The 13,569-nt window shown below is 45.2% G+C and carries 12 protein-coding genes; 8 read left to right on the top strand and 4 right to left on the bottom strand.

Annotated features, from left to right (window positions below; all coding sequences use genetic code 11):
• The coding region (locus IQ263_RS28675; RefSeq protein WP_228050144.1) for a hypothetical protein at positions 1-234 on the top strand (234 nt) is incomplete at its 5' end.
• 142 nt (positions 235-376) lie between these two features.
• On the opposite strand, the gene IQ263_RS17770 is transcribed toward IQ263_RS28675, so the two are convergent.
• The 4 genes from IQ263_RS17770 to IQ263_RS17755 form a co-directional block, all read right to left on the bottom strand.
• Entirely contained in the window at positions 377-1,192 is an 816-nt protein-coding gene (locus IQ263_RS17770) for a PD-(D/E)XK nuclease family protein (protein WP_194068827.1), read from the bottom strand.
• Between the two features lie 202 nt (positions 1,193-1,394).
• Positions 1,395-2,063, bottom strand: a complete 669-nt coding sequence (locus IQ263_RS17765) for a Uma2 family endonuclease (RefSeq protein ID WP_194068825.1) — start codon at positions 2,061-2,063, stop codon at positions 1,395-1,397.
• 197 nt (positions 2,064-2,260) lie between these two features.
• The gene (locus IQ263_RS17760) at positions 2,261-2,845 is read right to left on the bottom strand and encodes a PAP/fibrillin family protein (RefSeq protein ID WP_194068823.1); all 585 of its coding nucleotides are present in this window, start codon (positions 2,843-2,845) and stop codon (positions 2,261-2,263) included.
• Positions 2,846-3,179: 334 nt separating this feature from the next.
• The gene (locus IQ263_RS17755) at positions 3,180-4,859 is read right to left on the bottom strand and encodes a glycosyltransferase family 4 protein (protein WP_194068821.1); all 1,680 of its coding nucleotides are present in this window, start codon (positions 4,857-4,859) and stop codon (positions 3,180-3,182) included.
• Positions 4,860-5,250: 391 nt separating this feature from the next.
• Between IQ263_RS17755 and IQ263_RS17750 the strand changes: the two genes are divergently transcribed.
• From IQ263_RS17750 to IQ263_RS17720, 7 genes are all read left to right on the top strand, one after another.
• On the top strand, positions 5,251-5,490 hold the full coding sequence (locus IQ263_RS17750) for a DUF3134 domain-containing protein (RefSeq protein WP_194010307.1): 240 nt from the start codon (positions 5,251-5,253) through the stop codon (positions 5,488-5,490).
• A 130-nt stretch (positions 5,491-5,620) separates the two neighbouring features.
• Positions 5,621-6,736: a phospho-N-acetylmuramoyl-pentapeptide-transferase gene (gene mraY, locus IQ263_RS17745; protein ID WP_194010308.1), complete on the top strand. Its 1,116-nt coding sequence runs from the start codon at positions 5,621-5,623 to the stop codon at positions 6,734-6,736.
• 196 nt (positions 6,737-6,932) lie between these two features.
• Entirely contained in the window at positions 6,933-7,640 is a 708-nt protein-coding gene (locus tag IQ263_RS17740) for a L,D-transpeptidase family protein (protein ID WP_194068819.1), read from the top strand.
• Between the two features lie 74 nt (positions 7,641-7,714).
• Complete coding sequence (locus IQ263_RS17735) at positions 7,715-8,701, top strand: glycosyltransferase family 2 protein (RefSeq protein ID WP_194068817.1); 987 nt, start codon at positions 7,715-7,717, stop codon at positions 8,699-8,701.
• A 316-nt stretch (positions 8,702-9,017) separates the two neighbouring features.
• A complete protein-coding gene (locus IQ263_RS17730; protein ID WP_194068815.1) occupies positions 9,018-10,877 on the top strand; it encodes an NAD(P)H-quinone oxidoreductase subunit F in 1,860 nt (619 codons plus the stop codon).
• A 175-nt stretch (positions 10,878-11,052) separates the two neighbouring features.
• A complete protein-coding gene (locus tag IQ263_RS17725) occupies positions 11,053-11,772 on the top strand; it encodes a carbonic anhydrase (protein WP_194068813.1) in 720 nt (239 codons plus the stop codon).
• A 107-nt stretch (positions 11,773-11,879) separates the two neighbouring features.
• Positions 11,880-13,385, top strand: coding sequence for an NADH-quinone oxidoreductase subunit M (locus IQ263_RS17720; RefSeq protein WP_194068811.1), 1,506 nt, complete (start codon positions 11,880-11,882; stop codon positions 13,383-13,385).
• Positions 13,386-13,569: the final 184 nt, after the last annotated feature.

The raw sequence follows: 13,569 nt of genomic DNA, 5'->3' as shown, positions 1-13,569 counted from the left end.
ATGCCCTATGCCCAATGCCCTATGCCCAATGCCCTATGCCCAATGCCCTATGCCCGACAGTACCTCATCTTTCGCTTGAAAGGCTATATCTATAAACCCGCCCCTCGCTTGCTAACAAATCAGAAACCCGTTTTCTTCCTAAATTTATCGTTTATAGCCGCCAAAATTCGTAGAAACCGGGTTTCTAGCATCCCCATGCGTCCAAGATTGAAACTGTCCGAAGATTTTGCATAGTAAAAGGTTTAATTATATCGCGTCCTGTCGGTTGACTGCAATAAAATTGGTTCGCAGCATCGCATAGAAGTCGTGTGAAACTGCGGATTTAAGTCCGCACTACAAACTGTTTTTTATTATGGTCGATCGACCGAACATGATATTAAATAGATATTTCCTCGATTATAGCAAGATTTGGCAGCCAATTTGCGGGAGTTTCTGCCGGAAGGTTTAGTGAGGAAATTTGGGTGTCTTGGGTACGGTTGCATCTAGTGGCGAATTGACAGGAATCGCACAGATTGGCACTAATTTCTACTTGGGGGAAGAATTCGCCGCCTTCGGTATAGCGCTGTCGCCAGTCGGTTAGCTGCTGCAATATTTGGGTTAAATCTTGTTTTGTGCGATCGTGTTCTGTTTGATTGTAAGAAAATGTGAGTTTTTGTGGCGGTTCTTTTCCTTGGAATTGGACGAACCAGTATGTCATAGAAACTTGTTCGGGGGAATAATCGCTGGTTTCGACTAAGACGTATAAATAGAGGCGAGTTTGCCAACTTTCGGCTATCCATTTAGATTTTTGAGGGCGGGGATAGGTTTTCCAGTCGAGGATTTGGGCTGTGTTGGGTTCGGCGATTAATAAGTCGTAGATAACTGTGAATAGGTAATCTTGAAAAATTAAGATGCGCGGATGTTCGGCTTGGCGAAAAATGCGATCGCTATTTTCTGAGTTTGCGAAAAGTTCGGGGGCGGCGTTGATAAATGCTGCTACACAGCGCCCCAGTTCGGGGTCTTGTTGGATGATGGATTCAATGGGAAGTCCGAGTTCTCGCTGCTGCATCAAGAGGTGAAAATGGCTGCCCCATGTGAGTTTTTGTTTTTGTTCTGGGGATGTGGTGGTGGCGAGGAGTTCTAGGTAGCTATATTGAAATTTGCGGGCGCATTCTTTGAGGATTTTAAGTTGGGTTTGGGAGAGTCGGAGCATTTTTTTGTGTGATATTAAGAATTTTTTGTAAGGTTTTGTTGTGCAAATTATAAAATTTATGACTACCCAGCCTGGACGGCTTGGAGAAACGTCTCAAAAATCAATTTCAATCGCTATCAAAACTGAGATACTCCCACCCACCATACCAAATATTGTTGTATTTTTTTTGAAAGGGTACAATATTTGCATTTATTTAAACTGCCTACAAATTCCCAATCTGTTGAGCAAACCACATCGCCGCCGTCCCATTGCCTTCATTCAAAAGTTTCAAAGTCTCCGACAGCAAAGCAATTGGTAATCCCTCAAGTGCGCCAGAAATTTCGCATTCCTGATACTGCCCGTTTTCCTGCAATCGAAATGCCAAAACTCTTTCGCCCTTAATATCTACTACCCAATATTCAGGAATTCCCAAAGCAGCATACAAGCGCTTTTTTTGATCTAAATCGCTGGCCAAAGTAGTATCAGAAGTTTCTATCACTAAATCCGGGATTCGCGATTTATTCAGATTGACTCGGCGCGGTTCACCTTTTTGCCACTGGATGAAATCTCCGCCGACATATAAAATGCGATCGGGCGCACCTCCTCCCACCTTTGGCTTTTCAATTACACATCCACCCAAATCATCGAAAGCTTGTCCTCCTTTGCTGACAAACCAAAATCCAAACACCAGAGTCAAGAGGTTATTAAATCTGGCGTGCTGAGGCCCTTCATTTCCCATGTCTATCCAAAGATATCCTTCATAAAAAAATATTCTGGCTTCTTCCAAAGACGGATCTTTGCAAGCTGCTACATAATCTTCCCATGTCGCGGCTTGCCATTGGGGAATTTCACCCACTTGAGACACAATGAATTTTGCAGTTGTAGAAGTCATAATTCAAAACCAAATTAAGGATAGTTTTATCCTAACTGAAGTTGATATTTATCTGCTGGGAACCCAGAAACCGGGTTTTTGCTGAAAAGACACGTTACCAACCGCAAAAACCGCAAAAAAGCCGATTTCTTTATCATTTTAGATCGATCGCAACTTTCAAGCAAAAAATCGATCGCACTAAATCAAACATCACAAAATCACTCTTTTGTCAAGACAAAAACACTTCCTTCATTGCCGCGCCCGATCCGCAAATCGCCATCCAAATAAGTAATATCCAGCCATCCCTGCTGTTCGCGAGTATCCAGCTTGAAATCTACAGCAGCAAACTTTTTCCCCGACTCAATCTCATCGATATATTTTGCCGGAGATTCATAGCCAATCAACCTGCTTAAACCCAAAATCGATCGCTCAAATTTCACCTGCACTCGCCGTTCCGAGGTGGCCTCAAATCTCGCAGCTACGCTGACAATTCCTTCTAAATAAGGCAATCCGTAAACTTCGGCAATGTTATAAATTTTTGATTCTTTGACGCGGATAGATTGATAAATTTGACCTAATTTTAACAGTGGAAAACTGTCAATATTCAACAGGGCGCGGCTGCTGGTGTACAACAACCGCCAATCACCTTCTAAAAGCTCTGCGGCTTCGACGGGGCGAGATGTAGGGTTGTAATCTTCCAATTGGGCGATCGCACTTAAAATCGCCTGTTTGTCGTTTGGAGTCGCCAGCAAACCGCGATTTTTACCAGCAATTATCTCTAATAGTCCAGATTTTTTAAGCATAGTTTTTTAAGAGTCAGTAGTCAGTAGTCAGTAGTCATTAGTCAGTAGTCAGTAGTCATTAGTCATTAGTCATTAGTCAGTAGTCAGTAGTCAGTAGTCATTAGTCATTAGTCATTAGTCATTAGTCATTAGTCATTAGTCATTAGCATTTTTTAGGGGCTGGTTTAGCTAAGGATATATGATACAAATGACTGAAAAAATGGCAAAGCCCGCCCTCTTCTTCTCTGTACGTAGTGCGAACCCTAGATTTATTTTAATCTTCAGTCGAGCCGCGAAAATCGTTTGATTAGGAGTGGTTTCAACCGCCGAATCTTATTCGATTTAGCATGAACCATTACCGATTCCCAATGACTAGCACGCCAAATTTTACGAGATAGAGTAGCGTCCGATACAGGTGTGCTAATTCTTGCTCGTTTTTGGCATAAAGTCTGAGAATTTCGCCCGCGCTGACAGTGCCTTTTTGCTCGATCGCCTTTAACATCTCCATCTGAATCTTAACAGAGATTCTTCTGTCTTGACCGAAACTGCTAAACCAAATAGTCTGCAACTCTTTCAGAAGTTCTGGTGTGGCGATCGCACCCAGACTCAGCATCATATCATTGGTTAAAGTTCTCGTCGCATAATGGCCCAACACCCGAAACGGATCGTCACTTAGCGGATAAGGCGGTTTCCCTGGTTTTAAAGGTGCCGATTCCGGTGCAGAAACCCGAATTTCTGCTAATTCCCGCCACAACTGTTCGTAAGCAGCAATTACTACTTTCCAATCATAAATCTCCCTCGCCCTTTGTCGGGCATTTTCGCCCATCCGCTTTCTCAATTCTGCGCTGTCAATTAACAGACACAAGGCACGGGTACAAGCATCAATATCAACTGCTGTGGCTAGGGAAGTGTGACCCATGTAAGTCGGCCAATTCAAACTACCGTCGAGATAATTTAGGGCTAAATCTAAACAAGCTTCTGGCGGCGGGATCAGTGTGGGAATGCGGAAGCCGTCGATTTCGTGGCGTACTGATTCTTTGTATCCGTTCCAATCAGAAACTATGGCCGGCAGTCCGTTAGCCATTGCTTCGATTGGCGTCAGTCCGAAGGTTTCTTGAATGTTGTCGGAAAGCGAAATAAAAATGTCGGCCGCCGACCAAATATTAATTCTAATTTCCGGTTTTCTGCCATCTAAAAAAATAGCATTTACGGAGGGACAAAATATTTGCGCGCTATTTTTAAAGTCGGGTTCTTCTCTCAAATCTTCGATCCAACCGGCTTGAATTAGGTGGATTTTAGCTTTGGTTTGCTGTGCTGCCCGTTCTAAGGCGATGTACATTGGTACGGGATGGGCTTTTGCCGAAAAAGTTAATCTACCGACAAACAACACAACAATATCGCCGGGAGAAATGCCGAGTTCTTGTCGCTGTTGGCGGCGGCTGTTAACTGCTTCCACACCCTGCGGAAACGCGCTGCAATCGACTCCTAGGGGAATAATTGGCAATTTGATCAAAATTTCCGGTTGACCGCCGTTGCGCTGCGCTAAATATTCTGACCACTGCGTCAGAACTCCTTCTACTGCTGTTTTCACGGCCCCAGAGGTGCAGATCAGCGCGTCCCAAGGCTGTGTCGGTGCGGCGATCGAATCGCCGATCGCCTCCATGACGTATTTTGTACCGATTGTGTGGGTAACGCCGCAAATGCTGTAGGCCCGCTGATCGACAAATCTGCGCGCCCAAGCCAGATCTGCCAGGGCCGGATCGGGTCGGTAAATTGTCCCCGGTTGAGATAGCAAATCCGATCGTTGTGTGGGAATCCAGCGGACTTTCCGAGGTGTTTCCAGCCAAGGTTCGATGCGGGCACAAAATTCCTCAAAAGTGGTTTGGCTATCTGCACAACAGTAGAGAGAGTCAGCGGTGCCGTGTTGGACTAAGCTTTTGAGAAATCCTTCTCCGGCTGCATGACGCCCCAGAAGTCTCTTTCCTGTGGTGTCGTAACCCTCTTTGTTGTATAAAACGGCTGCGGTGGTATCCATCCTGAGATTTATTGCTTGAGAGTTGACTGAACAATGTAGAGGCTATTTGCCATCAGGCTTCACTCGAAAACCAGGAGAGTGTTGTGAATCTGCCGCTTGCCAGAGAACCTTGCGTCCTGGATCTGTTAAAGGGCGATCGTCTCAGATTACAATACTTACGGCTAAAAAAGGATTGGCAAGAGCGGATTTTAGTGTTATTCTGGGGCCCATGCTCGGGACAAGTTCCTTTTCGGTCTGCCATCCTATCGAGATCCGGAAGCAAACAGTCTCTGTGGTATAATGCCCTAGCGCTGCTAAATGCCGGATGTGCAAGCGATTGATCGAAAGAGCAGTCACTCGGCAAAATATTACCTCTACTCGATCGCGTCTTTCCGTTTAGAAACCGAGAATCATGTATAACCCATCTCTGCGCCAAATCCCTCGCCACTTGCCTGCGGACGTAATTCCATTAAAGCAGGAATCATCTCTTTTAGACTGGTTGGAATCTCAGAATCGCCTGTTAGCAAGGGATGTCCAAGAACCCAACTATCTCAACGAAGAAGAATTTCCCGAACTGATGGCAGTTGACGACAATCCTTACGATGATTTAGAAGAAGAAGCTGAAGATGATGCGGGTGCAGGCGACGAATAACGGATAACAGGGTGAAAGAATCAACCGGAAACAGGGAATAAAAACTAAGAGATTTTGCAATCTCCGGTATTCCACCCTATTCCTCAATTGTCAATTGCTTATTCTCAAATGGTGTGTGTGCAGGAGTGATATGGATAACTTTGTCGATGAAAGAATCCCTTTTAGTATACCTTTCAAACTTACAGGTCGGAATTTATTGCTCGTGCTGGGTTTTGGACTTGGCATTGTAGCGATCGGTTTAGATGTAGCAGCGGGCAGATTTTTGAATTTGCCTCGTTCGCTATTTTTACCGCTAGTGGTTTGTGCTTTCGTTGCATCGGGATTGGGCTATCTAATAGTTCCCGTACTCCAAAAACTGAAAGCAGGACAAATAATTCGCGAAGACGGCCCCCAAGCCCACTTAAAAAAAGCCGGAACTCCAACAATGGGCGGAGTTTTTTTTGTACCGGCGGGAGTCGCAGTCGCTTTACTCTGGTCTAATTTTAACTCAGACGTTGTGGCAGTATCTGCTTTAACTTTAGCTTACGGTTTCATCGGCTGGCTGGATGACTGGCAAATTCTGCGCCACAAGTCGAATAAAGGTATTTCACCCCGGATGAAATTGGCTTTGCAAATAGGTTTTGCAGCTTTATTTTGTCTGTGGTTAATGTTGCACAATCCAGCAATTTCTACGAACATTGCTTTGCCTTTCGGTTGGGTATTGCCTTTGGGTTTGCTGTTTTGGCCGCTGGCGGGTTTTGTGTTAGTTGCTGAAAGCAATGCTACTAATCTTACCGACGGCGTTGATGGGTTGATGGGAGGTTTAGGGGCGATCGCACTTTTGGGATTAGGCGCATCTGTAGCCTCAACTTCGCCAGAATTAATGATTTTTTGCGCCTGCATCAGCGGCAGTTGTCTCGGTTTCTTAACTCACAATCGCAATCCAGCCAAAGTGTTTATGGGCGATACAGGGGCCTTAGCTTTGGGCGGTGCGTTGGGTGCGGTAGCTTTATTAACAAACAGCCTTTGGATATTATTAATTATCAGCGGGATTTTCTTTGTAGAAACGCTGTCGGTAATTGCTCAAGTAGGTTATTACAAAGCTACAAAAGGCCCGGATGGCATCGGCAAGCGTCTGTTAAAAATGGCTCCGCTGCACCATCATTTAGAACTGTGTGGCTGGCTGGAAACTCAGGTGGTTGGTATCTTTTATTTAACTAACGGGGTGTTAGTGTTAATGATTTTGATGTTGGCTGGTAACAGTTGAGAGTGGATGGGGGTAAGGGATTTTTCAGGGTATGTAAGAGATATTTTCTACTATTTTCAAGAACAGGCTTTCCGGCCTGTTTCACAAACACAGGCAAGATGCTTGTTCCACACTAAATGCAGTTGTGGAACGGGCATCTTGCCCGTTCAAGGCTCCGAACTTATAATTTTGAGAACTGATACTGGCAGTTAATGCAATGGAACTCAAAAACAGAAAACGCAATATTTGGATAATTGCTTCATCTGCGGGCATTTTCTTGCTAGCTGCTAGCTCAATTTTTTACTGGAAACTCGTCAGACTCGGTTATGCTGTTCCAGTTCCCTACATTTTAGATGTTTTCTGCTCAAATAACTGTCCGGCAGACGATTTAAATGTTTTACATACGCAATTGCCGGCAGATAATTTATTAAACTACGGCAAACCCCTAACACAAATTTTAGGCGAACCGGATAAGTTAGATAAAACTAGGATTTCAATCCTGGTAGAAAAATCCAAATACAGGCTGACTGTATATGACAACAAAAAGCCTGTCAAATCTTATCCTGTTGTATTTGGCAGCAATCCCGCAGGCGACAAACTAAAAGCAGGCGATTCGCGAACGCCGGAGGGAATTTTTACTATAAAAGACCTTTATCCTCACGATACTTGGTCGAAGTTTCTGTGGCTGGATTATCCAACTAAACAATCTTGGCGCAAACATATTCAAGCTAAGAAAAAGGGTACAATTGGGTGGGGCGATAGTGTGGGTAGCGAAGTCGGGATTCACGGCGTACCGGCGAATTCACAAAAGTTAATTAAAGAGCGATCGAACTGGACTTTGGGCTGCGTTTCACTGGAAAATAAGGATGTTGAGGAATTGTATCAATTCGTGCACCAGGGAACGGCTGTAGAAATTATTCCTTAAATCAAACTACAATAAAACTGGTTCGTAGTAAGGACTTTATTCCTGATTGATTCAACAACCAGCAGAGAGGATGAATGAACAGTGCGGAGTTTTTACCCCTTGTTTCGGTTGTAGTACCTATTTATAACGGTGAGAGGGATTTGCCGGATTTAATTGAGTGTCTGCGATCGCAAACTTATCCGCCACACAGAGTAGAATATCTCTTAGTAGACAACAAAAGTCGCGATCGCACTTCAAGTATTCTCCAAACCGCAGCATCTAACCCCCCCTCAGTTTCCCCCTTGCTAAGGGGAGGAAGCCATTTCAATCAAATAACCCTTCGCCACCTCACCGAAAACCAGATTCAAAGCTCCTACGCCGCCCGCAATCAAGGGATTCGCGCCTCCACAGGCGAAATCATTGCATTTACCGATGCAGACTGTCGCCCCGAAACTCAATGGCTGGAAAATTTAGTTAAACCGTTTGTTGACTTAGAAGTAGGAATTAGCGCGGGGGAAATTCTCGCCCTCCCCGGTAATACTCTCTTAGAAAAACACGCAGCCCGCGACAATACTTTATCTCAAAAACATACTCTCGCTCACCCTTTTTGTGCCTACGGTCAAACGGCTAACTTAGCTGTACGCAGGCAGATTTTAGCAGGAGTCGGTTTGTTTCGCCCTTACCTTACGAGTGGTGGCGATGCGGATTTGTGCTGGCGGATTTTGCGAGAAACATCCTATACAATGTATTTTGCCGAAAGTGCGATCGTCCGACACCGCCACCGTTCTACAATAAAACAGTTGCAAAGTCAATGGTATCGGTACGGCGAATCTAATAAATATTTGCACGAACTCCACGGCGTCGATTTGATGCGTGAATTTACCACAGGCGAATATTTGTATCGGCTGGCTAGGTGGCTGTTAAAGGAATTGCCGGTTGCTGCGGCTAAAAGTGATCTCGCCCGCCTCGATCTGGTAGATTTGTTACATACGCCGATCGGTCTTTTGAATGTTAGAGCAAGGGCGATCGGACAGCGCCAAGCCAAACTTCCGTTAGCAGCTTGGGAAATTGACCAGCTTTAATCACTAAAAAAAATACCGACGGTTAACACCGATTCTCTACTTCTCTACAGGCAAAACCCGCTATACAAGCGGGTTGGAGACTATTGGCCAGCCCTCTTATTTTTGCATCCTATAAGTATAATTTATCTTCCGATAAGTACCATTAATCAGCAAATATGAAAATTTCCGGCAATCCTTAATATAAAATTAATAAGTCTATTCTGAAGCGCCGGCTTCAAAACGACAAGAAATTCGCAGTCACCCCCAAAATTTCTTTACTGGCGATCGAGATTATTCTCAGATTATTAATTTTTTGTAACATTTACAGGTAGTGCCAATGGCTCAAATCCTACTCCAGACCGTTTGGTTTATACCTTGCTACCCACTCATCGGCGCATTTCTGTCGATACTGTGGTTTCCTGGACTAACCCGCCGCACGGGCCCTAGACCCTCCGGTTACATAAACGCCATTTTAACCTTCTTCGCTTTCGCCCACGGCGTCATAGCCCTAACCGCAGCCTGGAACCAACCGGCACAACAGCAGTTGATTCCCTGGCTGAACGTCGCAGGTTTAGACCTCACCATTCCGGTAGAAATCTCTGTTGTCACCGTCGGGGCTACAGTTTTGATTACCGGACTAAACTTTGTGGCACAGGTTTATGCCTTCGGCTACATGGAAATGGACTGGGGCTGGGCGAGGTTCTTCTCCCTGATGGGGCTGTTTGAAGCTGGGATGTGTGGCTTGGTTTTGTCCAACTCTCTGTTCTTCAGCTACATGATTCTGGAAGTCCTGACTCTGGGAACTTACCTGCTAATCGGGCTGTGGTTCAATCAATCTTTGGTAGTTACTGGAGCCCGCGACGCTTTCTTGACTAAGCGGGTGGGAGACTTATTCCTGCTGATGGGAGTAGTGGCAATTCTGCCACTGGCGGGAACTTGGAATTTTGACGAGTTGGCAGTTTGGGCTCAGACTGCAAACATTGACCCCACCGTCGCCACGCTGTTGAGTTTAACTTTGATTGCCGGCCCGATGGGCAAATGCGCCCAGTTTCCCTTGCACCTGTGGCTGGATGAGGCGATGGAAGGCCCCTTGCCGGCAACGATTTTGCGGAACACGGTAGTTGTGGAAACTGGCGCTTGGATTTTGATTAAATTGCAGCCGGTCATCGCTTTGTCGCCCGTGGGACTGAAGACAACTATTATTGTAGGTGCTGCAACGGCGGTTGGTGCTTCCTTAATTGCGATCGCCCAAATCGACATCAAGCGCACGCTATCTTATATAGTTAGCTCTTACATGGGCTTAGTATTTATCGCCGTCGGTACCGGACAAACCCAAACAGCTTTGACATTAATATTTGCTTATTCCTTGGCAATGGGTTTGCTGGTGATGAGCATTGGTTCAGTAGTTTGGAACAGCATCACTCAGGATGTCCGAGCTCTCGGCGGTTTGTGGCCCAAGCGTCCCATATCGGGAATATCGTTTCTTGTCGGCGCTGCTGGAGTAATTGGACTGCCGCCCTTCGGCTGCTTCTGGGCTTTATCGGAACTAGCAGGCGAATTTTGGAATACCCACCCTTCACTGTTAGGAGTCCTGCTGTTTGTCAACGGTGTAACTGCTTTTGGCTTAGTGCGCGTTTTCGGTTTAGTTTTTGGTGGTAAACCAAAGCAAATGACCGAACGTTCCCCCGAAGTTTCCTGGCCTTTTATCTTGCCGATGACCGTGTTAATGGGATTTACCTTGCACGTTCCGCACTTGCTCGCCGCGTGGCAACTTTTGCCTTTGGCAACTTTGAATTATACTGCGGCCGGACTGTTGGTTTTGTCAAGTGCGATCGGCATCGGTGCAGGGGCATTTATTTATCTCAACGAAAAGTGGGAAAAACCGGTGCGAATTGGTTCTCAAGCCGTACAAGACTTCTTTGCCTACGACTTTTACACCGCCAAACTTTACCGCGTCACAGTGGTATTTGCCGTCGGTCTGGTATCCCAAATCATATCCTGGGTCGATCGCAATATTGTTGACGGATTCGTAAATTTAATAGGTTTTGCCACAGTTTTAGGCGGTCAAAGTCTCAAATACAACGTCAACGGTCAAACTCAATTTTACGCCCTGACCATTTTATTCGGAGTTGCACTTTTGGGACTGCTAGTAAGCTGGCCTTTGTTGGCTCGTCTCTCGCTGATTGTTGGCGGGTAAAGAGATATAACATTTAAAATTTTAGGTGACATTTACAACCTAAAATCTTAAATAAATGAATTCTCAAATAAAGATTTCAAATACTTAAAATTTTAGGTGACATTTATAACCTAAAATCTTAAATAAATGAATTCTCGAATAAAGATTTCAAACCCGATCCAACAATCCCAAGTACATGAAAGACAATAACCGACCAGTCAATCTTTCCCGACGTAATTCACTCAAATTTGTAGCAGGAGCAATAGGTACAGGAATACTCGCAGCACGAGTAGGCGCTGATGTGGCTGCACCGGCACCAGCAATTGCTCAAAATGACATGAGTCCCGATGCAGCTTTAAAACAGTTAATGGACGGGAACAAGCGATTTGTTGACAGAAAACGTACAAATCCCCACCAAGACTTATCCAGGCTCACCGAAGTAGCCAAAGGTCAAAAACCCTTTGCTGCTATTCTCGGCTGTGCAGATTCCCGCTTTCCTTCCGAGATTATTTTCGATCAGGGATTTGGAGATTTATTCATCTGTCGCGTGGCCGGAAATGTGGCTACCCCAGAAGAAATTGGCAGCTTGGAATTTGGCACGCTGTTGTTGGGAGCAAAAGTGTTGATGGTAGTCGGGCATGAAAACTGCGGTGCGGTAGGTGCAACCCTCAAAGGCGCTCAAGTTCCCGGCCAAATTGGCAGTTTAGTCGATTCAATTAAGCCTGCTGTAGAAAGCTCGAAAAACCAACCGGGCGATCATCTAGAAAATGCGGTCAAAGCTAATGTTTTGCTGCAAGCTAAAAGGTTGAAAGCGTCTCCAGTTATCTCTAAGTTAATTGAGGAGAACAAACTGAAAGTTGTTGGTGGATACTACGATTTAGACACGGGTGCTATCAGTATTGTTGCTGATTCCTGATGCAGTTTGCGATTAATAATTTGGGATTAAATCAACATTTGAAATCTCAACTTGTTAATCGCAAAAGCGCAGGAAATAGATTGTTTACTCTTCACTGTTCACAAATTATGCTTAGTGCCTTGCTATGGTTGCCCGCGTTGGGCGCTGCGGTGGTGGGTTTCTTACCAGGAAATATCAATGCAATGCGACTGCGCTCAATAGCCTCCGCCTTCGCTGTTGCTGTTTTCCTGTTGAATATCTTGCTGCTGACTCAATTTGACACGACAAATTCAGGACTGCAATTTCAAGAATATTTGCCTTGGATTCCCCAATTAGGTTTGAGCTACAACTTAGGGGTTGACGGCTTATCTTTGCCGCTAATTGTTTTAACCGGATTGTTGACGCTATTAGTGATTTACGGCACCGGCGAAGGGATAGCTCGTCCCCAGCTTTACTACGCGATGATTTTGCTGATCAATGCGGGTGTCGTTGGGGCATTGATGTCTCAAAATTTGCTGTTGTTCGTACTTTTTTACGAGCTAGAATTAATTCCTTTTTACCTCTTAATTGCGATTTGGGGTGGCAAGAAACGCGAATATGCTGCGATGAAGTTTCTGATATATACGGCTGTTTCGGGACTTTTAGTTTTAGCGGGATTTTTGGGCGTAGCTTGGCTGAGCGGTTCTTTAAACTTCGATTACAGCGCGATTACTACTCAAGATTTGTCCTTTAAAACTCAATTAATCCTGCTAACTATTGTGCTGATTGGGTTGGGAATTAAAATTCCCTTAGTGCCCCTGCATACATGGCTGCCGGATGCCTACGTCGAAGCTTCGCCAGCAACAGCAATTTTGTTGGGAGGTGTTTTGGCGAAATTGGGAACTTACGGCTTAATTCGGTTTGGTTTGCAGTTGTTTCCCGAAACTTGGTCGATTGTCGCTCCCGGTTTAGCGATAATCGGGACAGTCAGCGTGATGTACGGTGCTTTGAGCGCGATCGCCCAAAAAGATATCAAGCGCATGGTAGCCTATAGTTCGATCGGGCATATGGGCTACATCCTCGTCGCCTGTGCCGCGGGAACAAAACTCGCCTTAATCGGTGCAGTCGGGCAAATGGTAAGCCACGGCTTGATTTTAGCTTTGCTGTTTTATCTAGTAGGCATCATCGAAACCAAAGCCGGCACGCGGGATTTGGACGTGCTCAACGGCTTGATGAATCCGCTGCGAGGTTTGCCCACAGCAAGTTCGCTGTTAGTTTTGGGAGGCATGGCAAGCGCCGGCATTCCCGGTTTAGTCGGTTTTATCGCCGAATTTTTAGTATTCCAAGGAAGTTTTTCTGCATTTCCAATTCCGACTTTACTGTGCATTTTAGCCTCCGGGTTAACAGCAGTTTACTTTGTAATTCTGCTCAACCGCACCTGTTTTGGAAAGTTGGACAACGCCACGGCTTACTACCCTGCGGTTAAGTTTTCCGAAAATATGCCAGCCCTAGTTTTAGCCAGTCTCATTTTCTTCTTGGGAGTGCAACCGGTGTGGCTGTTGAAGTGGAGCGAATCTACTACAAATGCGATGGCAGTAACTCTGTCAACGGGTAGATATTCTCAAGTAGCTGTCAGCTATCAGCCGGATAAATAGAGCGTGAGAAAGTAGAGGATAGAAAAAATACGAGTCTTTGATGATTCTGCTTTCTTCTTCTTTCTGCTTTCTTCTTCTTCCTTATCCCAGCCGATTATAAATGTGTTAAAGTAGGATACATCCGTCAAAAACTGGTGCTTAAAAAATAGAGGCTAGAGTTTGAGCGACTGACAAAATAGCACTG

This window comes from Tychonema sp. LEGE 06208 (assembly GCF_015207505.1).
Taxonomy (GTDB): domain Bacteria; phylum Cyanobacteriota; class Cyanobacteriia; order Cyanobacteriales; family Microcoleaceae; genus Microcoleus.
This window is presented reverse-complemented; position numbering and strand designations above follow the sequence as displayed.